This is a genomic window from Lentzea sp. NPDC055074 (genome assembly GCF_053608005.1).
The window spans coordinates 1-18,128 of sequence record NZ_JBSGUQ010000004.1; the positions used below are offsets into that span (position 1 = coordinate 1).

The 18,128-nt window shown below is 70.7% G+C and carries 16 protein-coding genes, 2 tRNA genes and 1 other RNA gene; 9 read left to right on the forward strand and 10 right to left on the reverse strand.

Features of this window, described 5'->3' with window-relative positions; translation table 11 throughout:
• Positions 1-332: 332 nt before the first annotated feature.
• From ACWF7A_RS10335 to ACWF7A_RS10355, 5 genes are all read right to left on the reverse strand, one after another.
• Positions 333-2,408, reverse strand: a complete 2,076-nt coding sequence (locus ACWF7A_RS10335; RefSeq protein ID WP_452250164.1) for a DNA polymerase III subunit gamma and tau — start codon at positions 2,406-2,408, stop codon at positions 333-335.
• A 30-nt stretch (positions 2,409-2,438) separates the two neighbouring features.
• Positions 2,439-2,535, reverse strand: an RNA gene (gene ffs, locus ACWF7A_RS10340) — signal recognition particle sRNA small type.
• A 17-nt stretch (positions 2,536-2,552) separates the two neighbouring features.
• Positions 2,553-3,125, reverse strand: coding sequence for a maleylpyruvate isomerase family mycothiol-dependent enzyme (locus ACWF7A_RS10345; RefSeq protein ID WP_452250165.1), 573 nt, complete (start codon positions 3,123-3,125; stop codon positions 2,553-2,555).
• Positions 3,122-4,300 (reverse strand): RNA polymerase sigma factor, encoded by a 1,179-nt coding sequence (locus ACWF7A_RS10350; protein ID WP_452250166.1) that lies wholly within the window; start codon positions 4,298-4,300, stop codon positions 3,122-3,124. Before ACWF7A_RS10350 ends, ACWF7A_RS10345 begins: the two co-directional genes overlap by 4 nt.
• Positions 4,301-4,304: 4 nt before the next feature.
• Positions 4,305-4,643: a YciI family protein gene (locus ACWF7A_RS10355; protein WP_319967365.1), complete on the reverse strand. Its 339-nt coding sequence runs from the start codon at positions 4,641-4,643 to the stop codon at positions 4,305-4,307.
• Positions 4,644-4,773: 130 nt separating this feature from the next.
• Here ACWF7A_RS10355 and ACWF7A_RS10360 point away from each other — a divergent pair.
• The 3 genes from ACWF7A_RS10360 (at position 4,774) to ACWF7A_RS10370 (ending at position 6,301) form a co-directional block, all read left to right on the forward strand.
• Positions 4,774-4,858 (forward strand) — tRNA-Ser (locus ACWF7A_RS10360).
• 130 nt (positions 4,859-4,988) lie between these two features.
• Positions 4,989-5,666 (forward strand): GOLPH3/VPS74 family protein, encoded by a 678-nt coding sequence (locus tag ACWF7A_RS10365; RefSeq protein ID WP_452250167.1) that lies wholly within the window; start codon positions 4,989-4,991, stop codon positions 5,664-5,666.
• Positions 5,666-6,301: a GOLPH3/VPS74 family protein gene (locus ACWF7A_RS10370; RefSeq protein WP_452250168.1), complete on the forward strand. Its 636-nt coding sequence runs from the start codon at positions 5,666-5,668 to the stop codon at positions 6,299-6,301. The genes ACWF7A_RS10365 and ACWF7A_RS10370 overlap by 1 nt, the downstream gene beginning before the upstream one ends.
• A 21-nt stretch (positions 6,302-6,322) precedes the next feature.
• Here the strand turns inward: ACWF7A_RS10370 and ACWF7A_RS10375 are convergent, their stop codons facing one another.
• Positions 6,323-8,758, reverse strand: coding sequence for an endonuclease/exonuclease/phosphatase family protein (locus ACWF7A_RS10375; RefSeq protein ID WP_452250169.1), 2,436 nt, complete (start codon positions 8,756-8,758; stop codon positions 6,323-6,325).
• Between the two features lie 200 nt (positions 8,759-8,958).
• Between ACWF7A_RS10375 and ACWF7A_RS10380 the strand changes: the two genes are divergently transcribed.
• A complete protein-coding gene (locus ACWF7A_RS10380; protein WP_452250170.1) occupies positions 8,959-9,729 on the forward strand; it encodes a maleylpyruvate isomerase family mycothiol-dependent enzyme in 771 nt (256 codons plus the stop codon).
• Between the two features lie 40 nt (positions 9,730-9,769).
• On the opposite strand, the gene ACWF7A_RS10385 is transcribed toward ACWF7A_RS10380, so the two are convergent.
• From ACWF7A_RS10385 to ACWF7A_RS10400, 4 genes are all read right to left on the reverse strand, one after another.
• Positions 9,770-10,093, reverse strand: coding sequence for a hypothetical protein (locus tag ACWF7A_RS10385; RefSeq protein WP_452250171.1), 324 nt, complete (start codon positions 10,091-10,093; stop codon positions 9,770-9,772).
• A gap of 170 nt (positions 10,094-10,263) precedes the next feature.
• Positions 10,264-10,348: transfer RNA gene (locus ACWF7A_RS10390), tRNA-Ser, on the reverse strand.
• Between the two features lie 32 nt (positions 10,349-10,380).
• The gene (locus ACWF7A_RS10395) at positions 10,381-10,812 is read right to left on the reverse strand and encodes a nucleoside deaminase (protein ID WP_452250651.1); all 432 of its coding nucleotides are present in this window, start codon (positions 10,810-10,812) and stop codon (positions 10,381-10,383) included.
• Positions 10,813-10,826: 14 nt separating this feature from the next.
• Positions 10,827-11,315 (reverse strand): tRNA adenosine deaminase-associated protein, encoded by a 489-nt coding sequence (locus tag ACWF7A_RS10400; protein WP_191302384.1) that lies wholly within the window; start codon positions 11,313-11,315, stop codon positions 10,827-10,829.
• A 60-nt stretch (positions 11,316-11,375) separates the two neighbouring features.
• On the opposite strand from ACWF7A_RS10400, the gene ACWF7A_RS10405 reads away from it, so the two are divergent.
• The 5 genes from ACWF7A_RS10405 to ACWF7A_RS10425 are packed head-to-tail and all read left to right on the forward strand — an operon-like array spanning position 11,376 to position 18,053.
• On the forward strand, positions 11,376-12,581 hold the full coding sequence (locus ACWF7A_RS10405; RefSeq protein WP_452250172.1) for a M20 metallopeptidase family protein: 1,206 nt from the start codon (positions 11,376-11,378) through the stop codon (positions 12,579-12,581).
• Between the two features lie 25 nt (positions 12,582-12,606).
• On the forward strand, positions 12,607-13,554 hold the full coding sequence (locus tag ACWF7A_RS10410; RefSeq protein WP_452250173.1) for a prephenate dehydrogenase: 948 nt from the start codon (positions 12,607-12,609) through the stop codon (positions 13,552-13,554).
• A 9-nt stretch (positions 13,555-13,563) separates the two neighbouring features.
• Positions 13,564-15,111, forward strand: a complete 1,548-nt coding sequence (locus ACWF7A_RS10415) for a hypothetical protein (RefSeq protein WP_452250174.1) — start codon at positions 13,564-13,566, stop codon at positions 15,109-15,111.
• Between the two features lie 19 nt (positions 15,112-15,130).
• Positions 15,131-16,849, forward strand: a complete 1,719-nt coding sequence (locus tag ACWF7A_RS10420) for a hypothetical protein (protein ID WP_452250175.1) — start codon at positions 15,131-15,133, stop codon at positions 16,847-16,849.
• Between the two features lie 19 nt (positions 16,850-16,868).
• Complete coding sequence (locus tag ACWF7A_RS10425; RefSeq protein ID WP_452250176.1) at positions 16,869-18,053, forward strand: thiolase family protein; 1,185 nt, start codon at positions 16,869-16,871, stop codon at positions 18,051-18,053.
• Positions 18,054-18,128: the final 75 nt, after the last annotated feature.

An 18,128-nucleotide genomic window follows, 5' to 3' on the forward strand; every position in this document is an offset into this window, starting at 1 on the left:
GTGTCAAACCGCCGAAAAGCGTGGCGGTTTGACACCCCTTCTCTGATGCAGCAAGAGCTGTGGCGCGACTCGTGATGGGACCCCACCGCCCAGAGCGTCTGCTAAAGACGGCTCGCCTTCGGCATCGCTGGACTGTCAGACCCTCTGAGTACGTTGGGTCGCGGGGGGTCCTTGTGCCAAGGGGACCCTTGCGCCAGCTTGCTTTGAGCCTTCTCAGGGGCCGGTTGCGTTCGGTCTTCTCAGGGGCCGGTTGCCCTGGGGCTTTCTTCAGGGCGGGTTGCCCTGGGTCCTTCTCCAGGGCGGGTTGCGTTCGGCCTTCTTCGGGGACTGCCCTAGGCCTTCTTCAGGGGGCGGGCGCCCAGTTCGTCTGCCAGCAGTTGGAGCATCACCGACTCCGGGTCCTTTGCCTGTGCCTCGTTCACCCTGTCCGGGTCTGCCGGGCGGGCCGCCTCGGCCAGCATCGCCTCTTCGTCGTCCGGTTCCGGCGGGTGGGGGTCGTCGGGCTCGGGGGGCTCCGGCGGGGGTGGGACGTCGTCTGCCGGTGGGCGTGGTGCTTGGCTCTGTTGTGGTTCTGGTTGTGGGCGGGACTGTTGGTTCTGGGCCTGGCTCGGGCGGGTCGGGGCTGGGCGGGCCGCCTTGGCCGGGGTTGCTGCCTGTGTTGCGGCGCCTGGGGTGCCGTGGGTGCAGCGGACCTGCCACGTGCCGCCCAGCACTGAGGACAGCGCGGCGGCGATGGCCTCGGTGTTGCGCGGTTCTGCCAGGCGGCGGGCCAGTGGGGCCGAGGTGTGGGTGATCGTCACCACGTTGCCGTCCACCTCGCCGACTGTGGCGTTGGTCAGCATCGCCTCGGTGCTTCGGCTGGTCGCCCTGACCGCTGCCAGCAGTTCCGACCAGATCCTGCGGACCGCGGTCGCGTCCATACCGCCTGCGGGCGTGACGCCGGTGGTGGCCGGGGTGGGCGCGGGCGTTGCGGCGGCGGGCGCGGGCTGGGGCGTTGCTGCGGGTGCCACCGGGGCGGCGGCCTGGGCCACCGGCTCGGGCTGGACCGGGACCGTTGCGGGGGCCGGGGTCGGTGCCGGAGCCGGAGTGGCTGCGGGCTGAGGCGCTGCCGCCACCGGGGCCGCTCGGGGCGGCTCCGGGGTGGCTGGTGCGGGTTCTGCTGGTTGCTGCGACCTTCTGGTGAAGACCGGGCCTCCGGCCGGCGCGGCTGCTGCTGCCGGCTGGTCGCCTGACGGGGCCGCGATTGCCGCTGGGGGGCGGCGTTCCAGCTGTTCCAGGCGTTGGAGCAGGGCGGCTTCCGACTGGCTTGCCGACGGGAGCAGCATCCGGGAGACGAGCAGTTCGAGGAGCAGGCGGGGGGCTGTGGCCCCGCGCATGTCCACCAGGCCCTGGTGGACGATCTCGGCGTAGCGGGTCAGGGCTGCTGGGCCGATTCGTTCTGCCTGGGCCGCCATGGTGGCCAGTTCGTCTTCTGGGGCGCTGACCAGGTTGCGGTCCGCGGCGTCCGGGACCGCGCAGAGCAGGACCAGGTCGCGGAGGCGGTCGAGCAGGTCCGAGGCGAAGCGGCGGGGGTCGTGGCCCGCGTCCACCAGGCGGTCGATCGTGCTGTAGACGGCGGCGCCGTCGCCCGTGGAGAGGCCGTCGACCACGTCGTTGATCAGGGCCGAGTCGGTGACGCCGAGGAGCGTGATGGCCCGCTCGTACTTCACGCCGTCCGGGCCCGCGCCGGAGAGGAGCTGGTCCATGACGGACTGGGTGTCACGGGCCGAGCCGCCGCCCGCGCGGATCACCAGCGGGAAGACCGCCGGTTCCACCGAGACGCCTTCCGCGGCGCAGTTGCGTTCCAGCAGGGAGCGCATCACGCCGGGCGGGATGAGGCGGAACGGGTAGTGGTGCGTGCGCGAGCGGATGGTCGGGAGGACCTTGTCCGGCTCGGTCGTGGCGAAGATGAAGATCAGGTGGTCCGGCGGCTCTTCGACGATCTTCAGCAGGGCGTTGAAGCCCTGCGTGGTGACCATGTGCGCCTCGTCGATGATGAAGACGCGGTACTTGGCTTCAGCCGGGGCGTAGAAGGCCTTGTCGCGGAGTTCGCGGGCGTCTTCCACGCCGCCGTGCGAGGCCGCGTCCAGTTCCACGACGTCGACGCTGCCGGTGCCGTTCGGGGCCAGGCCGATGCAGCTGTTGCACTCGCCGCACGGGTCGGGGGTCGGGCCCTTCGCGCAGTTGAGCGAACGGGCGAGGATGCGGGCCGACGACGTCTTGCCGCAGCCTCGCGGGCCGCTGAACAGATAGGCGTGGTTCACCCGGCCTGCCGACAAAGCGACGCGCAGCGGGTCGGTCACGTGCTCCTGGCCAACGACCTCGGAGAACGTGGCCGGACGGTACTTGCGATACAGAGCGAGCGCCACGCCGCAGACAGTACCGGTGGACCCCGACACAAAAAGGGGACCCCGTGCACCCACCAGAGCCCGCTTATCCTTGCTGCCTTCCGGCCCTGGGGAGGTTCGCGAGATGTGTGCCGCACGAGGTCCGACGCAAGTGTAGCGAACGATCTAGATCGAACGTGTGTTCGAGTTGCCCACAGAGTTGTCCCCACCTGGGGACAACTTGCGGCCGGTAGCGATCATCAGCAGGTCAGGGGCCGGAAGGTCGGGGATTCCGGTGTCCCGGAAACGCTTGCGAGCGCCCCAGAACGGGCTCTTCATCACATGTGCGAGGGCCGCCTCGGCCGGTTCGGGCGGCATCTCGCGGACGCGGCCCAGCGGGCGGGCGACGTCCTGGCCGTGGACGAGGAAGTCGACCAGCGGGTCGATCGGGGCGGCCATCGGCGCGCGCTTCGGCGAGGCGGCGGTCTCGCGGATCTGCGCGATCAACTCCGACCGGGTGAACCTCGCCGCGATCGCGCGGGCCTTCTCGTCCTCCATGCGCTCCCAGTCGAAGCGCGCCTTCACGACGCCGGTGAGCACGTCGCACCATCCCGTGCGGGTGGACGTGGTCAGGTGGGCGGCCATCGTCTGCATCGTCCACCCGGCGCAGAGGGTGTCGCGCTTCCACTCGTCGTCGGTGAGGTCTTCGAGGAGGTCGGCGACGCCCAGGCGTTCGGCCTCCAGCCATTGCATGATCATGATCGCCCCTCGACGGCGGTCAGCCTGCGGCGCAGGAAGTCCTGTTCGGATTCGGTGCCCGCGAGCGCGATGGCCTCGCGGTAGGCCTGGGCTGCCTCGGCGTCGCGGCCCAGGCGGTGCAGCAGGTCGGCGCGGGCCGCCCGGTACGGGTGGTAGTCGCGCAGCCTCGGCTCGCCGGCCAGCGCGTCGAGCAGTTCCAGGCCCGTCTGCGCGCCGTCGCGCATGGCGATCGCGGCGGCCCTGTTCAGGGCGACGACGGGCGACGGCGTGAGCTGGTTCAGCACGTCGTAGAGCGCCACGATCTGCGGCCAGTCGGTGCTGTCGAAGTCCGGTGCCTCGTCGTGCAACGCGTTGATCGCCGCCTGCACGCCGTACGGACCGTGCCCGCCCGTGAGCGCGCGCTCGGCCAGTGCGCTGCCCTCGTCGATCATGTCGCGGTCCCAGAGCGTGCGGTCCTGGTCCTCCAGCAGCTCACCGCGGGCGTCACGACGCGCGTGGATCAGCAGCATCAACGCCAGCAACCCGGTGACCTCGCGATCCGGCAACAGCTTCTGCAGGATCCTCGCGAGCCGGACGGCCTCGTCGACCAGTTCGGCGCGTTGGGCCGCGTAGCCCTCGGTGAAGATCGAGTAGACGGCCTGCAGCACGCCGGGCAGGCGTTCCGGGAGCTCGTGCTCGTCGGGGACGCGGAACGGGATGCGCGCTCCCTTGATCTTCTTCTTCGCGCGCACGATCCGCTGCTGCATCGTCGTGACGGGCACCAGGTAGGCCCGCGCGACCTCGGGCGTCGTGAAGCCCGCCAGGCACCGCAGGACCAGCGCTCCCCTGTCCTCCTCGGCCAGCGCGGGATGCGCGCACGTGAAGAACAGCTCCAGCCGCTCGTCCGGCAGCCCGTCCGCGGCCGGCGGGTCCGCGCGATCGACCTCCACCTGCAGCAACGCCAGCCGGGCCGCGTGCACCTGGTCGCGGCGCAACCGGTCGACGGCCTTGCGGCGCGCGGTCGTGAGCAACCACGCGCCGGGCCGGTCCGGCACCCCGTCCACCGGCCAGTGCTTCAGCGCCGCCTCGATGGCGTCGGAGGTGACCTCCTCGGCCAGGTCGAGGTCGCCGAAGCGCTTGACCAGCGTCGCGAGCAGCCTGCCGCGCTCCTCCCGGAACACCTGCTCGACGTTCATGCGCTCAGAAGTCGAACTCGGCGATCGGCCTCACCACGACGGCACCGCCGTCGCGCGAGCCGGGACACTTCGCGGCCCATTCCAGGGCGGCGTCGAGGTCGGGCACGTCGATGACGTCGTAGCCGCCCAGCACCTCCCTGGTCTCGGCGAACGGCCCGTCGGTGACGGTGCGCCTCCCGTCCTGTCCGACCTGGACGGTGGTGGCGGTGACGAGGTCCGCCAGCGAGTGCCCGGAGACCAGGACGCCCGCGTCCTTCATCTCCTTCTCGTACGCGATCCAGTCCTCGACCGTGCAGCTGGCCTGCTGGTCAGAGGCCGCGTAGATCAACAGCATGTACTTCACGACTGCCCTCCTCGGTCCGGTCCTACGGGATCACGACGAGCGGGCCTCCGCCAGATCGACACGGCCTCCGAACTTTTTCCGGCGACCCCCGTTTTGGGCCCCGGAACACCCGTCCGGTAAGGTACTCCACGGAGGATTCGCATAGCGGCCTAGTGCGCACGACTGGAAATCGTGTTGGGTTCACCCCCTCACGGGTTCAAATCCCGTATCCTCCGCTCGCGGAAAAGGGCGCCGAACGTTCAACGTTCGGCGCCTTTCGCGCGTTCTGGGTACGTGCTGCCCGAAGACCTGGTGCGGCTGCCGGGGCGGCGGCCGCTTCTGGCGGATCCTCCCGAGGAGACGGCGATGAGCTACTACCGTGGTTCCATGCTCCCCGAAGACCTGATGCTGCTGCTCATCGACGAGGAGACCGGCCGCGTGCTGCTGGACTCGACGTCGGCCCAGAACGCCCTGGCCGGGGCCGTGCTGCTGGAACTGGTCAACTCCGGGCGGGTCGCGTTCGAGCCGGACGGCAAGAAGCTCGCGGTCGTCGACCCGACGCCGTTGCGCAGCGAGTTCCTGCAGGAGTCGTTGTCGCGCATCAACAAGCCCATGAAGCCGCAACGCGCGGTGGAGCAGCTTCGCAACCACGTGCGGGACAACGTGATGGCGCAGCTTGAGGGCCGTGGCGTGCTGACGGTCGAGAAGTCGAAGGTGCTCGGCCTCTTCCCCACGAAGCGCTACGCGATCCAGGACCACAAGGCGTTCAGCGAGATCCGCGACCGCGTCGGCAACGTCGCGCTGGGGTATGCGGGGCCGGACGACCGCACGGGCGCGCTGATCTCCTTGCTGTACGCGGTGAAGGGGCTCCACAGGGTCTTCAAGGGCGACAAGCGCGAGATGAACGCGCGCGCCAAGCAGATCTCCGCCGGCAGCTGGGCGGGTGACGCCGTGAAGAAGGCGCTGGAGGCCGTTCAGGTCGCGGTCATGGCGGCTGTCGTGGCGTCGACGGCGGCGACCTCCTCGGGAGGAGGTTCCAGCTGATGCTGCACAGGGACCTGATGCTGCTGTTCGTCGACCCGCGGACCGGACGGCTGCACGTCAGCTCGTCGGCGGCCGAGAACGCGCTCTGCGGTGCCGTGCTGCTCGAACTGGTGAACTCGGGGCACATCGCGTTCGAACCCAACGGCAAGAAGCTGCAGGTCGTCGACCCGTCGCCGCCGAACGACCCGGTGCTGCACGAGGCGCTCGGCAGGCTCACCAAGCCGCTGAGGCCGCAGTCGGCTGTCGTGCAGATCCGCAAGCGGTTGTGGGACAACGTGATCAGGCAGCTGCAGGACCACGCGCTGATCCGGGTCGAGCCGCGGAAGGTGCTCGGGATCTTCCCGGCGAAGAGCTATCCGATCGTCGACGAGGCCGCGGACACCCAGCTGCGGAAGGCGGTCGGCGAGGTCGTGCACGGCTATCGGGGCGCGGACGCCCGCACCGGGTCGTTGATCACGCTGCTCTACGCGGTGAAGGCGGTGCACAAGGTGTTCGAGGGCGACGACCGCGAGATGAAGAAGCGGGCCAAGGAGATCGCCAGGGGCAACTGGGCGGGCGATGCCGTTCGCCGTGCGGTGGAGGCGATCCAGGCGGGTGTGAGTGCCGCGGCCTCTGCCGCCGCGTCCGGAGAATGACGCGGCGGCAGAGGTCGGCGATCACTTCTTGAGGCAGTCGATCAGGTCTTCCAGAGCGAACACGATCCGGTCGACGTTCGCGTCACCCGTGGACGGGCGGGCGCGGACGATCTGCGGGTCGTGGTCGCTCGCCTGGTCGGCGAACTCGGCGTTGATGTGGACGACGTCGTAGCTGAAGCGCGTGATGTTCTTGCTCATCACGAGGTGGTCGAGCGTCTGCGAGTTGCCCTCGAAGACGTAGCTGTACCGCTCGGTGGCGGGCAGCGACTCGATCAGCGCCTTGAGGTTGCCGTCACCGGTCAGCGTCTTGAGCGCGGGCGAGAACTGGTAGTCGTTCAGGTCGCCCGCGAGCACCACGTTGGCGCCCTTGTCGACCGCGCGGATCTGCTCCGTGAACGCCTTCAGCGACGCGGCCTGCTTGCCCCGCTGCACCTCGGACGTCCGGTTCGGCGGCTGGTTGCGGCCGTGGATGGCCTCGTCGCCGCCCTTGGAGTTGAAGTGGTTCGCGACGACGAAGACCGTGCGGCCGCGGAACTTGAACTCACCGGCGAGCGGCTTGCGGCTGCTGGCCCACGCGTCGTTCAGCGGGTCGATCCGGCCCGGTGACACGGACAGCGCGGCGCGGCCGTTCTTCTTCACGACCTGGACGGGCGTCTTGAAGTCGCCGCCCGGACGGTCCACGAAGGACACCCGCTGCGGGTTGAAGAAGAAGCCGACGCGGATGTTGCCGCCGGGCTCGCCGCCGTCCTTGAGGTTCTCCGGGTCGATCTGACGCCACTGGTAGCGCGGGCCGCCCTTGGCGACGATCGCGTCGGAGAACTTCTGCAGCGTCTGGTCCGCCGCGACGACACCGTCGTTGGTCGCACCGTTGTTGTCCTGGATCTCCTCCAGCACAACGACGTCGGGGCTGCGGAGGTTGGTCGTGACGCCGTCCGCGAGACGGTCGAACTTGTCCTGCGGGTCGGACGGGTCGAGGTTCTCGACGTTGTAGGTCGCGACCGAGAGCTCGGACTCCTTCTGCTGCGCCGTGATCTCGCGCTGCAGGTTGGACGACGCGTGCGTGCCCAGGTTCAGCGCCGCCAGCGTGTAGCCGCCGAAGTTCGTGTACTCCATCGCACCCACGGTCGCACCGGAGAAGACGTCACCGACATTCGCGGCGGGCAGCGTGCCGGCGGTCTTGATCTTCAGGCGACCGCTGTTCTGCTGGTCGTAGCTCGGGTACGTGGTGCCGCCGCGCAGGTTCTTGTTCTGGTCGGGGTTGACCGTCACCCAGACCTCGCCGAACGTGTTGCTCGGGCCCACGACGCGGGCGTCGTCGACCTGCACGAGCGTGCCCTCGAGCGACTCGAAGTAGTCGAGGCCGTACTTCGCGGGCTCCAGCGGGAGCTGCTCGATGCTGCCGCCCGGAGCGGGCAGGTAGGCGGCCGGGACGTTCTTCACGACGACCGGCGCCGGGACGGGGTTGCCCTTGGAGACCGTGATCGTGGCGGGCGCGGTGATCTCGGTGAGGGTCTGGTTGGAGCCCGTCTCACCGCCCGGCCGGTACTCCGCGATCGTGCCGCTGACCAGCACGCTGTCGCCGACCGCGACGGTCGGCGCGGTGCCCGCGGTGTAGACGAAGACGCCCTCGCTGGTGCGCGGGTCGGCGTCCGGAGCCGTGTCCTGGATCCAGAAGCCGCGGTCACCCGAGGCGCGCGTGCCGGTGACGACACCGGGGACGTTGGTGACCTTCTGGCCGTTGAGCGGCGAGATGCGCGTGACGCCCTGGATGTCGCGGATGCGCTTGTCGCCGGGGGTGGGGTCCTCCGGGTCGGGATCCGGGTCGCCGCCGCCCGGGGTCTCGCCCTTGGAGTTGGTCGGGCTGGGGTTGCCGGACGTGAAGTCGGCGGAGTTGTCGTCGGTGTCCGCGAGGCCGGTGGCGCGCGAGACCGAGGTGGTGTTGCTCAGGGCGCCCGTCGCGGAGCCCTCGCGGACGACGGCCGAGCCGTACCCGACGAGGTCCTTGATCCGCGGCTCGGCGGCGCAGTCCGCGGCCGTCTTGCACGTGAGCGGCGCGGTACCGCTGACCAGCGCGATGGTGCCGTTCGTGGCGCTCATGGCGATGGTGCCCGTGGCGTCCGGGGCCGGGAGCTCGACGGTGCCGCCGGTGCCCTTGGCCTCGGCGACGAGGTACGTCTTGCCGGGCGCGATCGAGCCGGCGAGCGGGGTGACGCCCCACTGCGTGCTCGCGCCGGGGCTCGCGGAGATGTACTGGACGCTGAAGCCGTCGAGGGAGACGGGCGCGGCGCTCTTGTTCGCGAGCTCGACGAAGTCCTGGGTCAGCGTGGCGCCGGAGTTGCCGCCGCCTCCGTAGACCTCGGAGATCAGCGCGTCTGTGCTGGGTGCGGCGACGGCGGGGACGGCGGCGAGCACGAGTGCCGCCACCGCTGTCCCGACGACGGGCAGGGTGGGTCTCAAAACTTCCTCCAGGGGATGCGGCGGACCGACGCATCTTTCCCCGATCGAGTGAGCTTTGGTAGCCGTTGTTACTAACGGTTAACCGGTTGGCCCATCAATGATCACTCGAACAAGTGTTCGATCATGGTGTATGCTCCATTTCGGAACGCCGGCCAGTGGGCCCCTCCCAGGCACCGGCCGGCGTCCCTACATTCAGGGGCATGGGGATCCCGAGCTACGAGCGCCGCTGCGCCGAGATCATCAACCAGACCGACCTGCTCGTTTCGTCCCTGGACGACGCTGACCTGGGCATTCAGGTCCCGTCGACACCGGACTGGACGCTCAACCAGCTGCTGCGCCACGTCGGCCACGCGCACCGCTGGGCCGACTCGATGCTCCGCGACAGACTCCCGGAGATCGACTACTCCCGCAACGGCGCGCAACTCCTGTCGTCGTATGTGGGTGAGTCATCGTCGGTGCTCATCCCGTGGCTGCGCGAGGGCGCGGCCTCTCTCGCGGAGGTGCTCCGTGAGGTCGACCCGGACGAGATGATCGCGCCGTTGGGCGGCTACCCGGGCCCGCGCGTGTGGTCGCGCCGGATGACGCACGAGACGGTGATCCACAGGTGGGACGTGTGCGACGCCCTGGGCGTGCCGTTCTCGCTGGACCCCGAGATCGGCCAGGACACGCTCCGCGAGTGGACCGGACTCGCGCTGCCGTACGCGTTCTCGCGGTGGCCCGAGGAGACCGCCGTCCTCGCCGGGACCGGGACGGTGCACCTGCACGCGACGGACGTCGAGGCGGAGTTCGTGATCGATCTCACGGGTCCGGCGCCCGTGGTCACGGAGGGACACGCGAAGGCTTCGGTCGCGTTGCGCGGGCCCGTGGTCGACCTCGTGCTGGCCGTGTACCGGCGCCGGTCGCTGGAGGGGCTGGAGGTGTTCGGGGACCGCGCGCTGCTGGAGCTCGTCCTGGACCGCGTGAAGTTCTGACGGGCGGCGGGCCCGCGCGGGCCCGCCGCCCGAAGAACCGCTACTCGGTGCGGAAGGACACGTCGCCGGAGTCGACGCTCCGCAGAGTGCCCAGCGACGACGCCTGGCCGCTGCAGTCCGGCGTGGAGTAGGCGAGGACGTTCGTCAGGCCGCTCCAGCCGACCAGGAGGTCAGCGCCGGCCGGCACCCGGTGGCACCCGTCGTCCGGCTGGGGGAAGTTCGCGATGAACTTGAACTCCTTGTGGGCGTAGAACGACAGCCCGGTCTGCGGGTCCGCGGCGGCGGACGCCGGGGCAGCCGCCACCCCGGCCAGCGCCACGGCCGATGCGAGGCCGATCACGGTGCGGGTCAACGCGTTGCGCATCCTTCGCTCCTTCGAGGTAGATCGATCTGCGCCCACTGCAAGCAGTACTCGAAGGATGTTGAAGGATCAACATGTGGAGGCGTCCCGACAGGGAGTTCTCAGGCGGGACTCCGGCGCGACGACCTGGAGACGCAAGAAGGGCCCCGGATCGCTCCGGGGCCCTTCAACAGCGGTGGCGGTGGGATTTGAACCCACGGAGGCTTTCACCTCACACGCTTTCGAGGCGTGCTCCTTCGGCCGCTCGGACACGCCACCGATAAGAACAATACACAGCCGCCGAACCAGGTTTAACGCTGGGTCCGGAAGAAGCGTTCGAGCAGGTCAGCGCACTCGGCCTCCAGCACCCCGCCCTGGACCTCGGGCCGATGGTTGAGCCGCCGGTCGCGCACGACGTCCCACAGAGACGCCACAGCACCGGTCTTGGGCTCCCACGCGCCGAAGACGAGGCGCGAGACACGGGCGAGGACGAGAGCGCCGGCGCACATCGTGCACGGTTCCAGCGTCACGGCGAGGGTGCAGCCGTCGAGCCGCCAGCCGTCGCCGTACCGCGCGGCAGCCGCCCGCAACGCCAGGATCTCGGCGTGCGCCGTCGGGTCGCCCAGCGCCTCACGGGCGTTGCAGGCTTCGGCGAGCACGGTGCCGTCCGGGGCGAAGACGACGGCGCCGATCGGGACGTCCGCGCCCGCTCCCGAAGCCGCCTTCAGGGCGGCACGCACCATGTCCTCTGAGGAGATCACGCCTGGATCGTGTCGAGCAGCTTCGTGAACTCGTCGATGAAGCCGATGCGCTGGGCGATCATCTGGAGCTGCTCGTCCGGGTAGAGGTCGACCTCGTCGACGATGATCTGGAGCTCGTGCGAGGGCATGCCCAGGTCGGTCAGGACACCGAGGTCGCCCTCCGGCCAGAGCTCGTTGTCCTCCTCGTCCGGGGGGTCGACGCGGAGCAGGTCCAGCACGTCGGCCGCGATGTCGTAGTCGAGGGCGGCTGCCGCGTCGGACAGCAGCAGCGCCACGCCACCTGGCACGGGTCGGAGGATGATGAAGAACTCGTCGTCGACGGCGAGGAGTCCGAAGACCGCTCCGGTCGACCTCAGTTGGCGCAGCTCCGTGATCGCCGCGTCCAGCTCCGACAGCGCGGAGCTGTCCATCCGGTTGCACCGCCAGCGGCCGTCCTCCCGGACCACCGCGACCGCGAAGCCGTTGACCGGCTCCTGCTGTGTCATGTGCACACCGTAGGGCCCAGACGACCTTCCCGGTAGCCGAGGTGGTGGCACCATCGGTAGATGAGCACAACTACGCCGGACCCCCGTCTCGCCGGATTGCTCGAAGGCGCCCGCGCACTGCAGCCCCGCACGGTGGCGCTGCGCCGTCAGATCCACAAACACCCTGAGCAGGGCCTTCAGAACCCGAGGACGCAGGCGTCGATCCTGCACGCGCTGGAGGGGCTGCCGGTCGAGGTCACCAAGGGCGAGTCGACGACGTCGGTCGTGGCGGTGCTCGAGGGCGACCGGCCGGGGCCGACGGTGCTGTTGCGCGGCGACATGGACGGCCTGCCGCTCCAGGAGGAGACGGGGCTGCCGTTCGCGTCCGAAGTGGACGGGAACATGCACGCCTGCGGGCACGACACGCACGTGGCGATGCTGGCCTCGTCCGCCCGCCTGCTGGCCGACCGGCGCGACGCCCTCAAGGGCCGCGTGCTGTTCATGTTCCAGCCGGGCGAGGAGGGCTACCACGGCGCCCGGTACATGATCGAGGAAGGCCTGCTCGACGACGGCGTGGAGAAGGCGTTCGCGCTGCACATCACCTCGACCATGAAGTCCGGCGTGGTGACGTGCCGGCCCGGTCCGATGATGGCGTCCGCGGACACGTTCCACGTGCACGTGAAGGGCCGTGGCGGGCACGGGGCGATGCCGCACAACGCGCTGGACCCGGTGCCGGCGGCCGCGGCGATGGTGGGGGCCATCCAGACGATGCTCGGACGGCGGGTGAGCGTGCACCAGCCCGCCGTGGTGACGGTGGCGCAGATCAACGCCGGCACGACGACGAACATCATCCCCGAGGTGGCGACGCTCGACGGGACGATCCGCACGCTCTCCGAGGAGACGCGCACGCTCGTGCACAAGGAGCTCAAGCAGGCCGTGAAGCACACGGCCGCCGCCTACGGGTGTCACGCCGAGGTCAGCATCGTGCCCGGCTACCCGGTGACGGTGAACGACGACGTCGTCGGCCAGCACGTGGTGGACCTGGCGGCGACGGCGATGGGTTCCTCGTGGAGCGAGCCCATGCAGGACCCGCTGATGGGCGCGGAGGACTTCTCGTACGTGCTGCAGCGGGTTCCCGGGGCGCTGGCGTTCCTCGGGGCCTGTCCTCGCGGGGTCGAGCTGGAGGAGGCCGCGCCGAACCACTCGAACCGGGTGCTGTTCGACGAGGCCGCCATGGAGCACGGGGTCGCGATGTACGCGGCGTTCGCGCTGGACGCCCTCCGGTAGTTGCAGGTACGCGTCGCACGGAATGATGGGCGCCGTGCGAGACGTGTGCGTGATCGGACTGGGACTGATCGGCGGCTCCGTGCTGCGAGCCGCCAAGGCTGCCGGTCGCACGGTGTGGGGTGCGACGGCGAGCAAAGAGGATGCGGACAAGGCACGCGCTGAGGGCTTCGACGTCGTGAGCGTGGACGAGGCCCTCAGCCGGAGCCGCGAGGCGCTCGTCGTCCTCGCCGTGCCGCTGCCCGGCCTGCCTGACCTGCTGCGCAAGATCCCCGCGGGCACGAGGCTCACGGACGTCACGAGCGTCAAGGGGCCCGTGCACGACGCGGTGCACCGGTACGCGCCGCACGCGCGGTTCGTCGGCGGGCACCCGATGGCGGGCACGAGCCGGAGCGGCTGGGACGCGGGCACGGCGAGCCTCTTCGAGAACGCCGCCTGGGTCGTCACGCCCGAGGAGGCCGACGACCACCTCAACGACGTCATCCAGCTCGCGCTCGACCTCGGGGCGCACGTGGTGCCGACGACGCCCGAGGAGCACGACGAGGCCGTGGCGCGGATCAGCCACCTGCCGCACATCATGGCGGCGATCCTCGCGGCGGTCGGAGCCGACGGCGGACCGATGGCCATGGCACTAGCCGCAGGCAGCTTCGGCGACGGCACGAGGGTCGCGGGCAGCCGGCCCGAGCTCGTGCGGGCGATGTGCGAGGGGAACCGGGACGCGCTGCTGACGGCCGTCGACGACGCGCTCGGCAGGCTCGGCGCGGCACGCGGCTCGCTGGCGTCCACCGGGGGTCTCGCCAAGACCATCGAGGCCGGTCACGAGGGCAGGAACGCGCTGGTCAACCAGCCGAGCCGCACCCCGATCACGATCGACCTGACCAAGCCGGGAGCACTCGCGGCGCTGCGCAACCTCGGGTCCCGCGGCGGACGTGTGGTTGGGCTGAACGGCAGCACCGCCCGCGCGGAAACGTCGTAGGGTCTCCGAGTGGATCGACGGACCCTCGCCGGTGGGCTCGGTGGTCTGGCGCTCGTCGTGACCGCCGTCGTGGCGCTCCGCAGCGGGGACGCGCCGGACACCCTCAAGAAGGAGATCGCGGACGGCGTCGAGGTCGTCGCGTTGCAGGAGCCGATGAGGCCCGCGAACCCGAGAGCACAGGCGCTCGACGTGGACGCGCTGCAGATCGCGTGGAACGGCTCGGCGTCCGCCTACGAGGTGCGCTGGAACGGCAACGAGCAGCTCGTACCCACTCCCGAGGTCGAACTGCCGGGCCTGAACCCGGACGAGGAGACGCAGGTCGAGATCCGGGCGGTCAGCGCCACCGGCAAGCGCAGCGAGCCGCTCAAGCTCGCCGCCAAGCCCAAGGACCTCTACAACGGCAAGTGGGACGACCAGCTCGTCGGCCAGCCGGACAAGTTCGACGGCCCGGAGGCGCTCGACCCGCGCAAGTGGCGGGTGGAGGCGGAGGCGGACTGCCTCGGACTCAGGCCGTTCGGGCCGGGCAGGCGCGTCGACGTCGACTGCCCGATGGCCGCGTTCCAGTCGAACACGCCCATCCGCTTCGGCGTTCCGGCGAACGACGGCGCGACCGGCCGGGCGATCATCAGCGTCGCGGGCGCGGTCGAGTCGAGCCACGTGCGGCTCACGCTGCTGCCCGACCCGTGGCAGTACCTCAAGGAGACCGACGCGCAGCCCAAGGGCTCGGTCAGCCTCGACATCACGACGCAGGGCACGCGGATCGTCGCGGACCCGGAGCTCCCCCGGACCGGCAAGCAGATCGCCCTCGGCGACGCCCCCATGACCGGGCTCGTCGCGGGCGTGCGGCACCGGTGGGAGATGCGGGTGCTGCCGGATGCCGTGGTCGCGCTGCGGGACGGCGTCGTGGTCGCCTACGAGCCCGTCGTGATCAGGGAACGCGTGGTGCACCCGCGGGTCCGCATCGACGGCGGCGGGTTCCTCGACGCGTTCGGTGTCGGGGGCGTGCCGGAACGCGTCGTGCCCACCGAGGTGATCCCGCTCGACCAGGACGTCGACCTGCCGCAGGACGTGGTCGCGGTGAAGCTCGTCAGCGCGGGACAGGGCAACGAGGTCACCATCACCGACGTGCCGCTCAACGCCGGGCGGATCGCGGCCCAGGAGGCGCGGCTCGTGGTGATCCGCAAGCCCGAGAGCCGCCCCGGCGCGCTCCCCCGGCTCGTGGACCGGCCCGGCGGCATCAAGACCGGCGGCCCCCGGCTGCACGTCATGCACGAGGACGGCGCGAAGCCACCGCAGCTGTTGTCCCGCAAGGGACGCGTCCTCGTCACGGCCGAGCTCAACGACATCGGCCACCGCGGCATCGAGCTCGAGCTGGACGGCCGGCGGATCGTCTCGCTGCCCACGAACGAGCAGGGCCCCGGCGTTCCCGGCAGGCACGAGTTCTGGCTCGACACCAGGAACCTGAACCCGGGCTCACTCACTCAGCTCAAGCTCAGCGTCCTTCCGGCGGACGGTGGCGAACCCGTTATCGCGGAAACCGTGTTCGAGCTGGGGTGAACGCCCTAGCGTGACCGCTATGAAGCGGGTCGTCCTCGTAGTCGCGGGGCTCGCGCTGGTGGCGGGCGTGATCGTGCTGCGCGACACCGGCGGGAGCGACCTGCCCACGGCACCCCCGCCGCCGACGAAGCTCAAGGCGTTCGCGGCGGAGCAGCTCCTGGTGCCGGGCCCGACGAGCCGTCCGGCGACGCCCACCGACGTCGTCGCGCGCGCCGGTCACCACAAGATCCGGCTGAACTGGACCGGGGACGCGCCCGCGTACGAGGTGCGGTGGGGCGACGAGGTCAGGCTCGTCACGCGTCCCGGCACCCAGCTCAACGGCCTGGAGAACGAGCGCGAGCAGAAGATCGAGGTCCGCGCGGTCGACTCGTTCGGCCAGCGCTCGCAGCCCGCGAGCACCAAGGCGACCCCGCGCGCCGACAACGCCCCGTACACGTTCGTCGACCGCTTCGACGCCCCCGCCGAGCCCGACCAGCAGCGGTGGAGGCTCTCCAAGCGCTCCGACTGCGCCCGCGCCACCTCGGGCGACGAGGACGACCACGACCGCCTGGTCATCAGCAGCAGCTGCGGCACCCGCGCGGTGACGCTGAGGTCGCGCACGCCGTTCGTCCGCGGCGACGACGAGAGCCGGCTCGTGGTCGAGACCGACGCCCCGGGCACCGGCGGCAAGCTGCTGCTCGACCTCGTGCCCGGCCCGGTCAGCGTGCAGGGCGAACCGGCGCCTCCGAACACCGTCCGCGCCACGATCTCCACCGACAACTCCGGCAACTCGATCGTCGAGCTCACCCCGAACGGCACGGCGGTCAAGCCCCTGCCCGCCGCGCTGCCGGGCGTGACCGTGCGCTGGGAGGTCGTGCTGACCCCGGCGGGCGTCCAGGTCGTCCGCGACGGAGACGTCGTCGCCACCTCGCCGTTCCTGCCGCAGTGGCGCGAGGCGACGGCGCTGATCGGCGTCGCGGCGCTGGCGGGCGACCGGATCCGCGCCGGCGTCGACCTGATCGGCTACCGCACCGCCAAGGCCGACGCCCCGAGCACCGGCCCGACGCCGCAGGTGCGCGTGGACGGCACGGCCAGCGCCAGCAGTCACCCCCTCGCGGACGTCACCGCAGGTCAGCTGCGCATCGCCATGATCCCGTCGCGCGAGAGCGAACCCATCACCGCCGTGAAGGTCAACGGCATCCAGGTGCCGCTCAGGCCGGCCGTCGAGGGTGAGCCGTGGAAGCCGGGCGCGGAGTACCCCGCCGTCGCCGACCTGCCCAGGGAGGCGTTCACGGACAACCTGAACGTCCAGCTGGTCACGCAGGAGCGCGTCCAGATCACCCACACCGACGTCGAGCTGACCGGGCCGCAGGCCGTCACCCAGCGCGAGACCGCGACACCGCTGGTCGACGCGAAGCCGACGCTGGCCGACCCGATCCCCGAGGTCCTCGACGCCAGTGGTCAGCCCATCGAGAACGGCGCCGCCTTCAACCGCGGCCGCGTGGTCCTGGAGGTGCGGGTCAACGCCCTCGACGCGGCCGTGGCGGGCCTGGCCGGGTTCGAGATCAGGCTCGACGGCACCCACGTCGCGACCGTCCCGACCACGGCCGACGGACCCGCGGCGGCCGGCCGGTGGCGGATCTCCCTGAACACGGCCGCGCTGACCGCCGGGCCTCACGCCATCGAGGTGAAGGCGTTCAGCACCAATTCGGAGGTCCATCCCGAAACGGGTTACGTTCCCTTTTTGCTGAAGGCCTGATTGCTCCAAGATGGGTCTCATGGCCCGCGCACTGATCATCGACGCCGCCCGCACGCCGTTCGGGAAGTACCGGGGAGGTCTCTCCGGCATCCGCGTGGACGACCTCGCGGCGCTGCCCATCGTCGACCTGCTGCGCCGCTACCCGTCGCTCGACCTGGCGCGCATCGACGACGTGCTGCTGGGTGACGCGAACGGCGCCGGCGAGGACAACCGCAACGTCGCGCGCATGGCCGCGTTGCTGGCAGGGCTGCCGGTCTCCGTGCCGGGCGTGACGCTGAACCGGCTCTGCGCCTCGGGCGGTGAGTCGATCATCCAGGGCGCCCGTGCGCTGATCACCGGGGACGCCGACCTGATCGTCGCCGGCGGTGTCGAGGGGATGTCGCGCGCGCCGTTCGTGACGGCCCGCCCGGACAAGGCGTTCCCGGACCGCCTGGAGACCGTGTCGACGGCGCTGGGCTGGCGGCTCGTGAACCCCCGCATGCCCAAGCACTACACCGTGCCGCTGGGGCTGGCGGCCGAGAACGTGGCCCACGAGCTCGGGATCACCCGCGAGCAGATGGACAACTTCGCCCTCCGCTCGCACCGGCGCGCCGCCGCGGCCTGGGACGCGGGCGTGCACGAGGGTTTCGCGTTCCCGGTGCAGCTTCCGGACGGGACGGCGATCCGGCGCGACGAGAACGTCCGCGCGGACACCAGCGCCGAGAAGCTCGCGAAGCTGAAGCCCGCGTTCTCGGAGACCGGCTCGGTGACGGCCGGCAACGCGTCGCCCCTGAACGACGGCGCGCTCGCCGCGTTGCTCGGCACCGAAGCGATCGCGTCGGAGCTGGGTGTCGAGCCGCTCGGCGAGGTGCTGGGGTCCGCGACCACCGGCGAGGAACCGCACCGGTTCACGGTCGCGCCCGTCTCGGCGATCCGGAAGCTGTTGAAGCGCCTGCACGTCGACGCCGAGCAGATCGACCTGTGGGAGATCAACGAGGCGTTCGCCGCGATGGCGTTGTCCGTCGTGCACCACCTTCCCGAGATCGACAAGGAGAAGGTCAACGTCCACGGCGGCGCGATCGCCTACGGCCACCCGCTCGGCGCCTCGATGCCGCGCGTGATCATCGACCTGTGCCGCCACCTGCGGGCTCGGGGTGGCGGCATCGGCGTCGCGGCGGCGTGCGTCGGTGTGGGCCAGGGCGTGGCCGTGGCGGTGCGCGTCTAGTGGTGTGGCTCAGAACGTTGCCGGTGCATTCGTGGTCAGACGGGTGTCTCGTGGTGTCGCCCGCAAGTCCTCGTA

Bases quoted from the DNA above. Each gene is read 5' to 3' on its own strand.
- ACWF7A_RS10345 (WP_452250165.1), bottom strand. From the start codon at position 3,125: ATGATCATGCAATGGCTGGAGGCCGAACGCCTGGGCGTCGCCGACCTC.
- ACWF7A_RS10350 (WP_452250166.1), bottom strand. From the start codon at position 4,300: ATGAACGTCGAGCAGGTGTTCCGGGAGGAGCGCGGCAGGCTGCTCGCG.
- ACWF7A_RS10365 (WP_452250167.1), top strand. From the start codon at position 4,989: ATGAGCTACTACCGTGGTTCCATGCTCCCCGAAGACCTGATGCTGCTG.
- ACWF7A_RS10370 (WP_452250168.1), top strand. From the start codon at position 5,666: ATGCTGCACAGGGACCTGATGCTGCTGTTCGTCGACCCGCGGACCGGA.
- ACWF7A_RS10380 (WP_452250170.1), top strand. From the start codon at position 8,959: ATGGGGATCCCGAGCTACGAGCGCCGCTGCGCCGAGATCATCAACCAG.
- ACWF7A_RS10385 (WP_452250171.1), bottom strand. From the start codon at position 10,093: ATGCGCAACGCGTTGACCCGCACCGTGATCGGCCTCGCATCGGCCGTG.
- ACWF7A_RS10395 (WP_452250651.1), bottom strand. From the start codon at position 10,812: ATGGTGCGTGCCGCCCTGAAGGCGGCTTCGGGAGCGGGCGCGGACGTC.
- ACWF7A_RS10400 (WP_191302384.1), bottom strand. From the start codon at position 11,315: ATGACACAGCAGGAGCCGGTCAACGGCTTCGCGGTCGCGGTGGTCCGG.
- ACWF7A_RS10405 (WP_452250172.1), top strand. From the start codon at position 11,376: ATGAGCACAACTACGCCGGACCCCCGTCTCGCCGGATTGCTCGAAGGC.
- ACWF7A_RS10410 (WP_452250173.1), top strand. From the start codon at position 12,607: ATGGGCGCCGTGCGAGACGTGTGCGTGATCGGACTGGGACTGATCGGC.
- ACWF7A_RS10420 (WP_452250175.1), top strand. From the start codon at position 15,131: ATGAAGCGGGTCGTCCTCGTAGTCGCGGGGCTCGCGCTGGTGGCGGGC.
- ACWF7A_RS10425 (WP_452250176.1), top strand. From the start codon at position 16,869: ATGGCCCGCGCACTGATCATCGACGCCGCCCGCACGCCGTTCGGGAAG.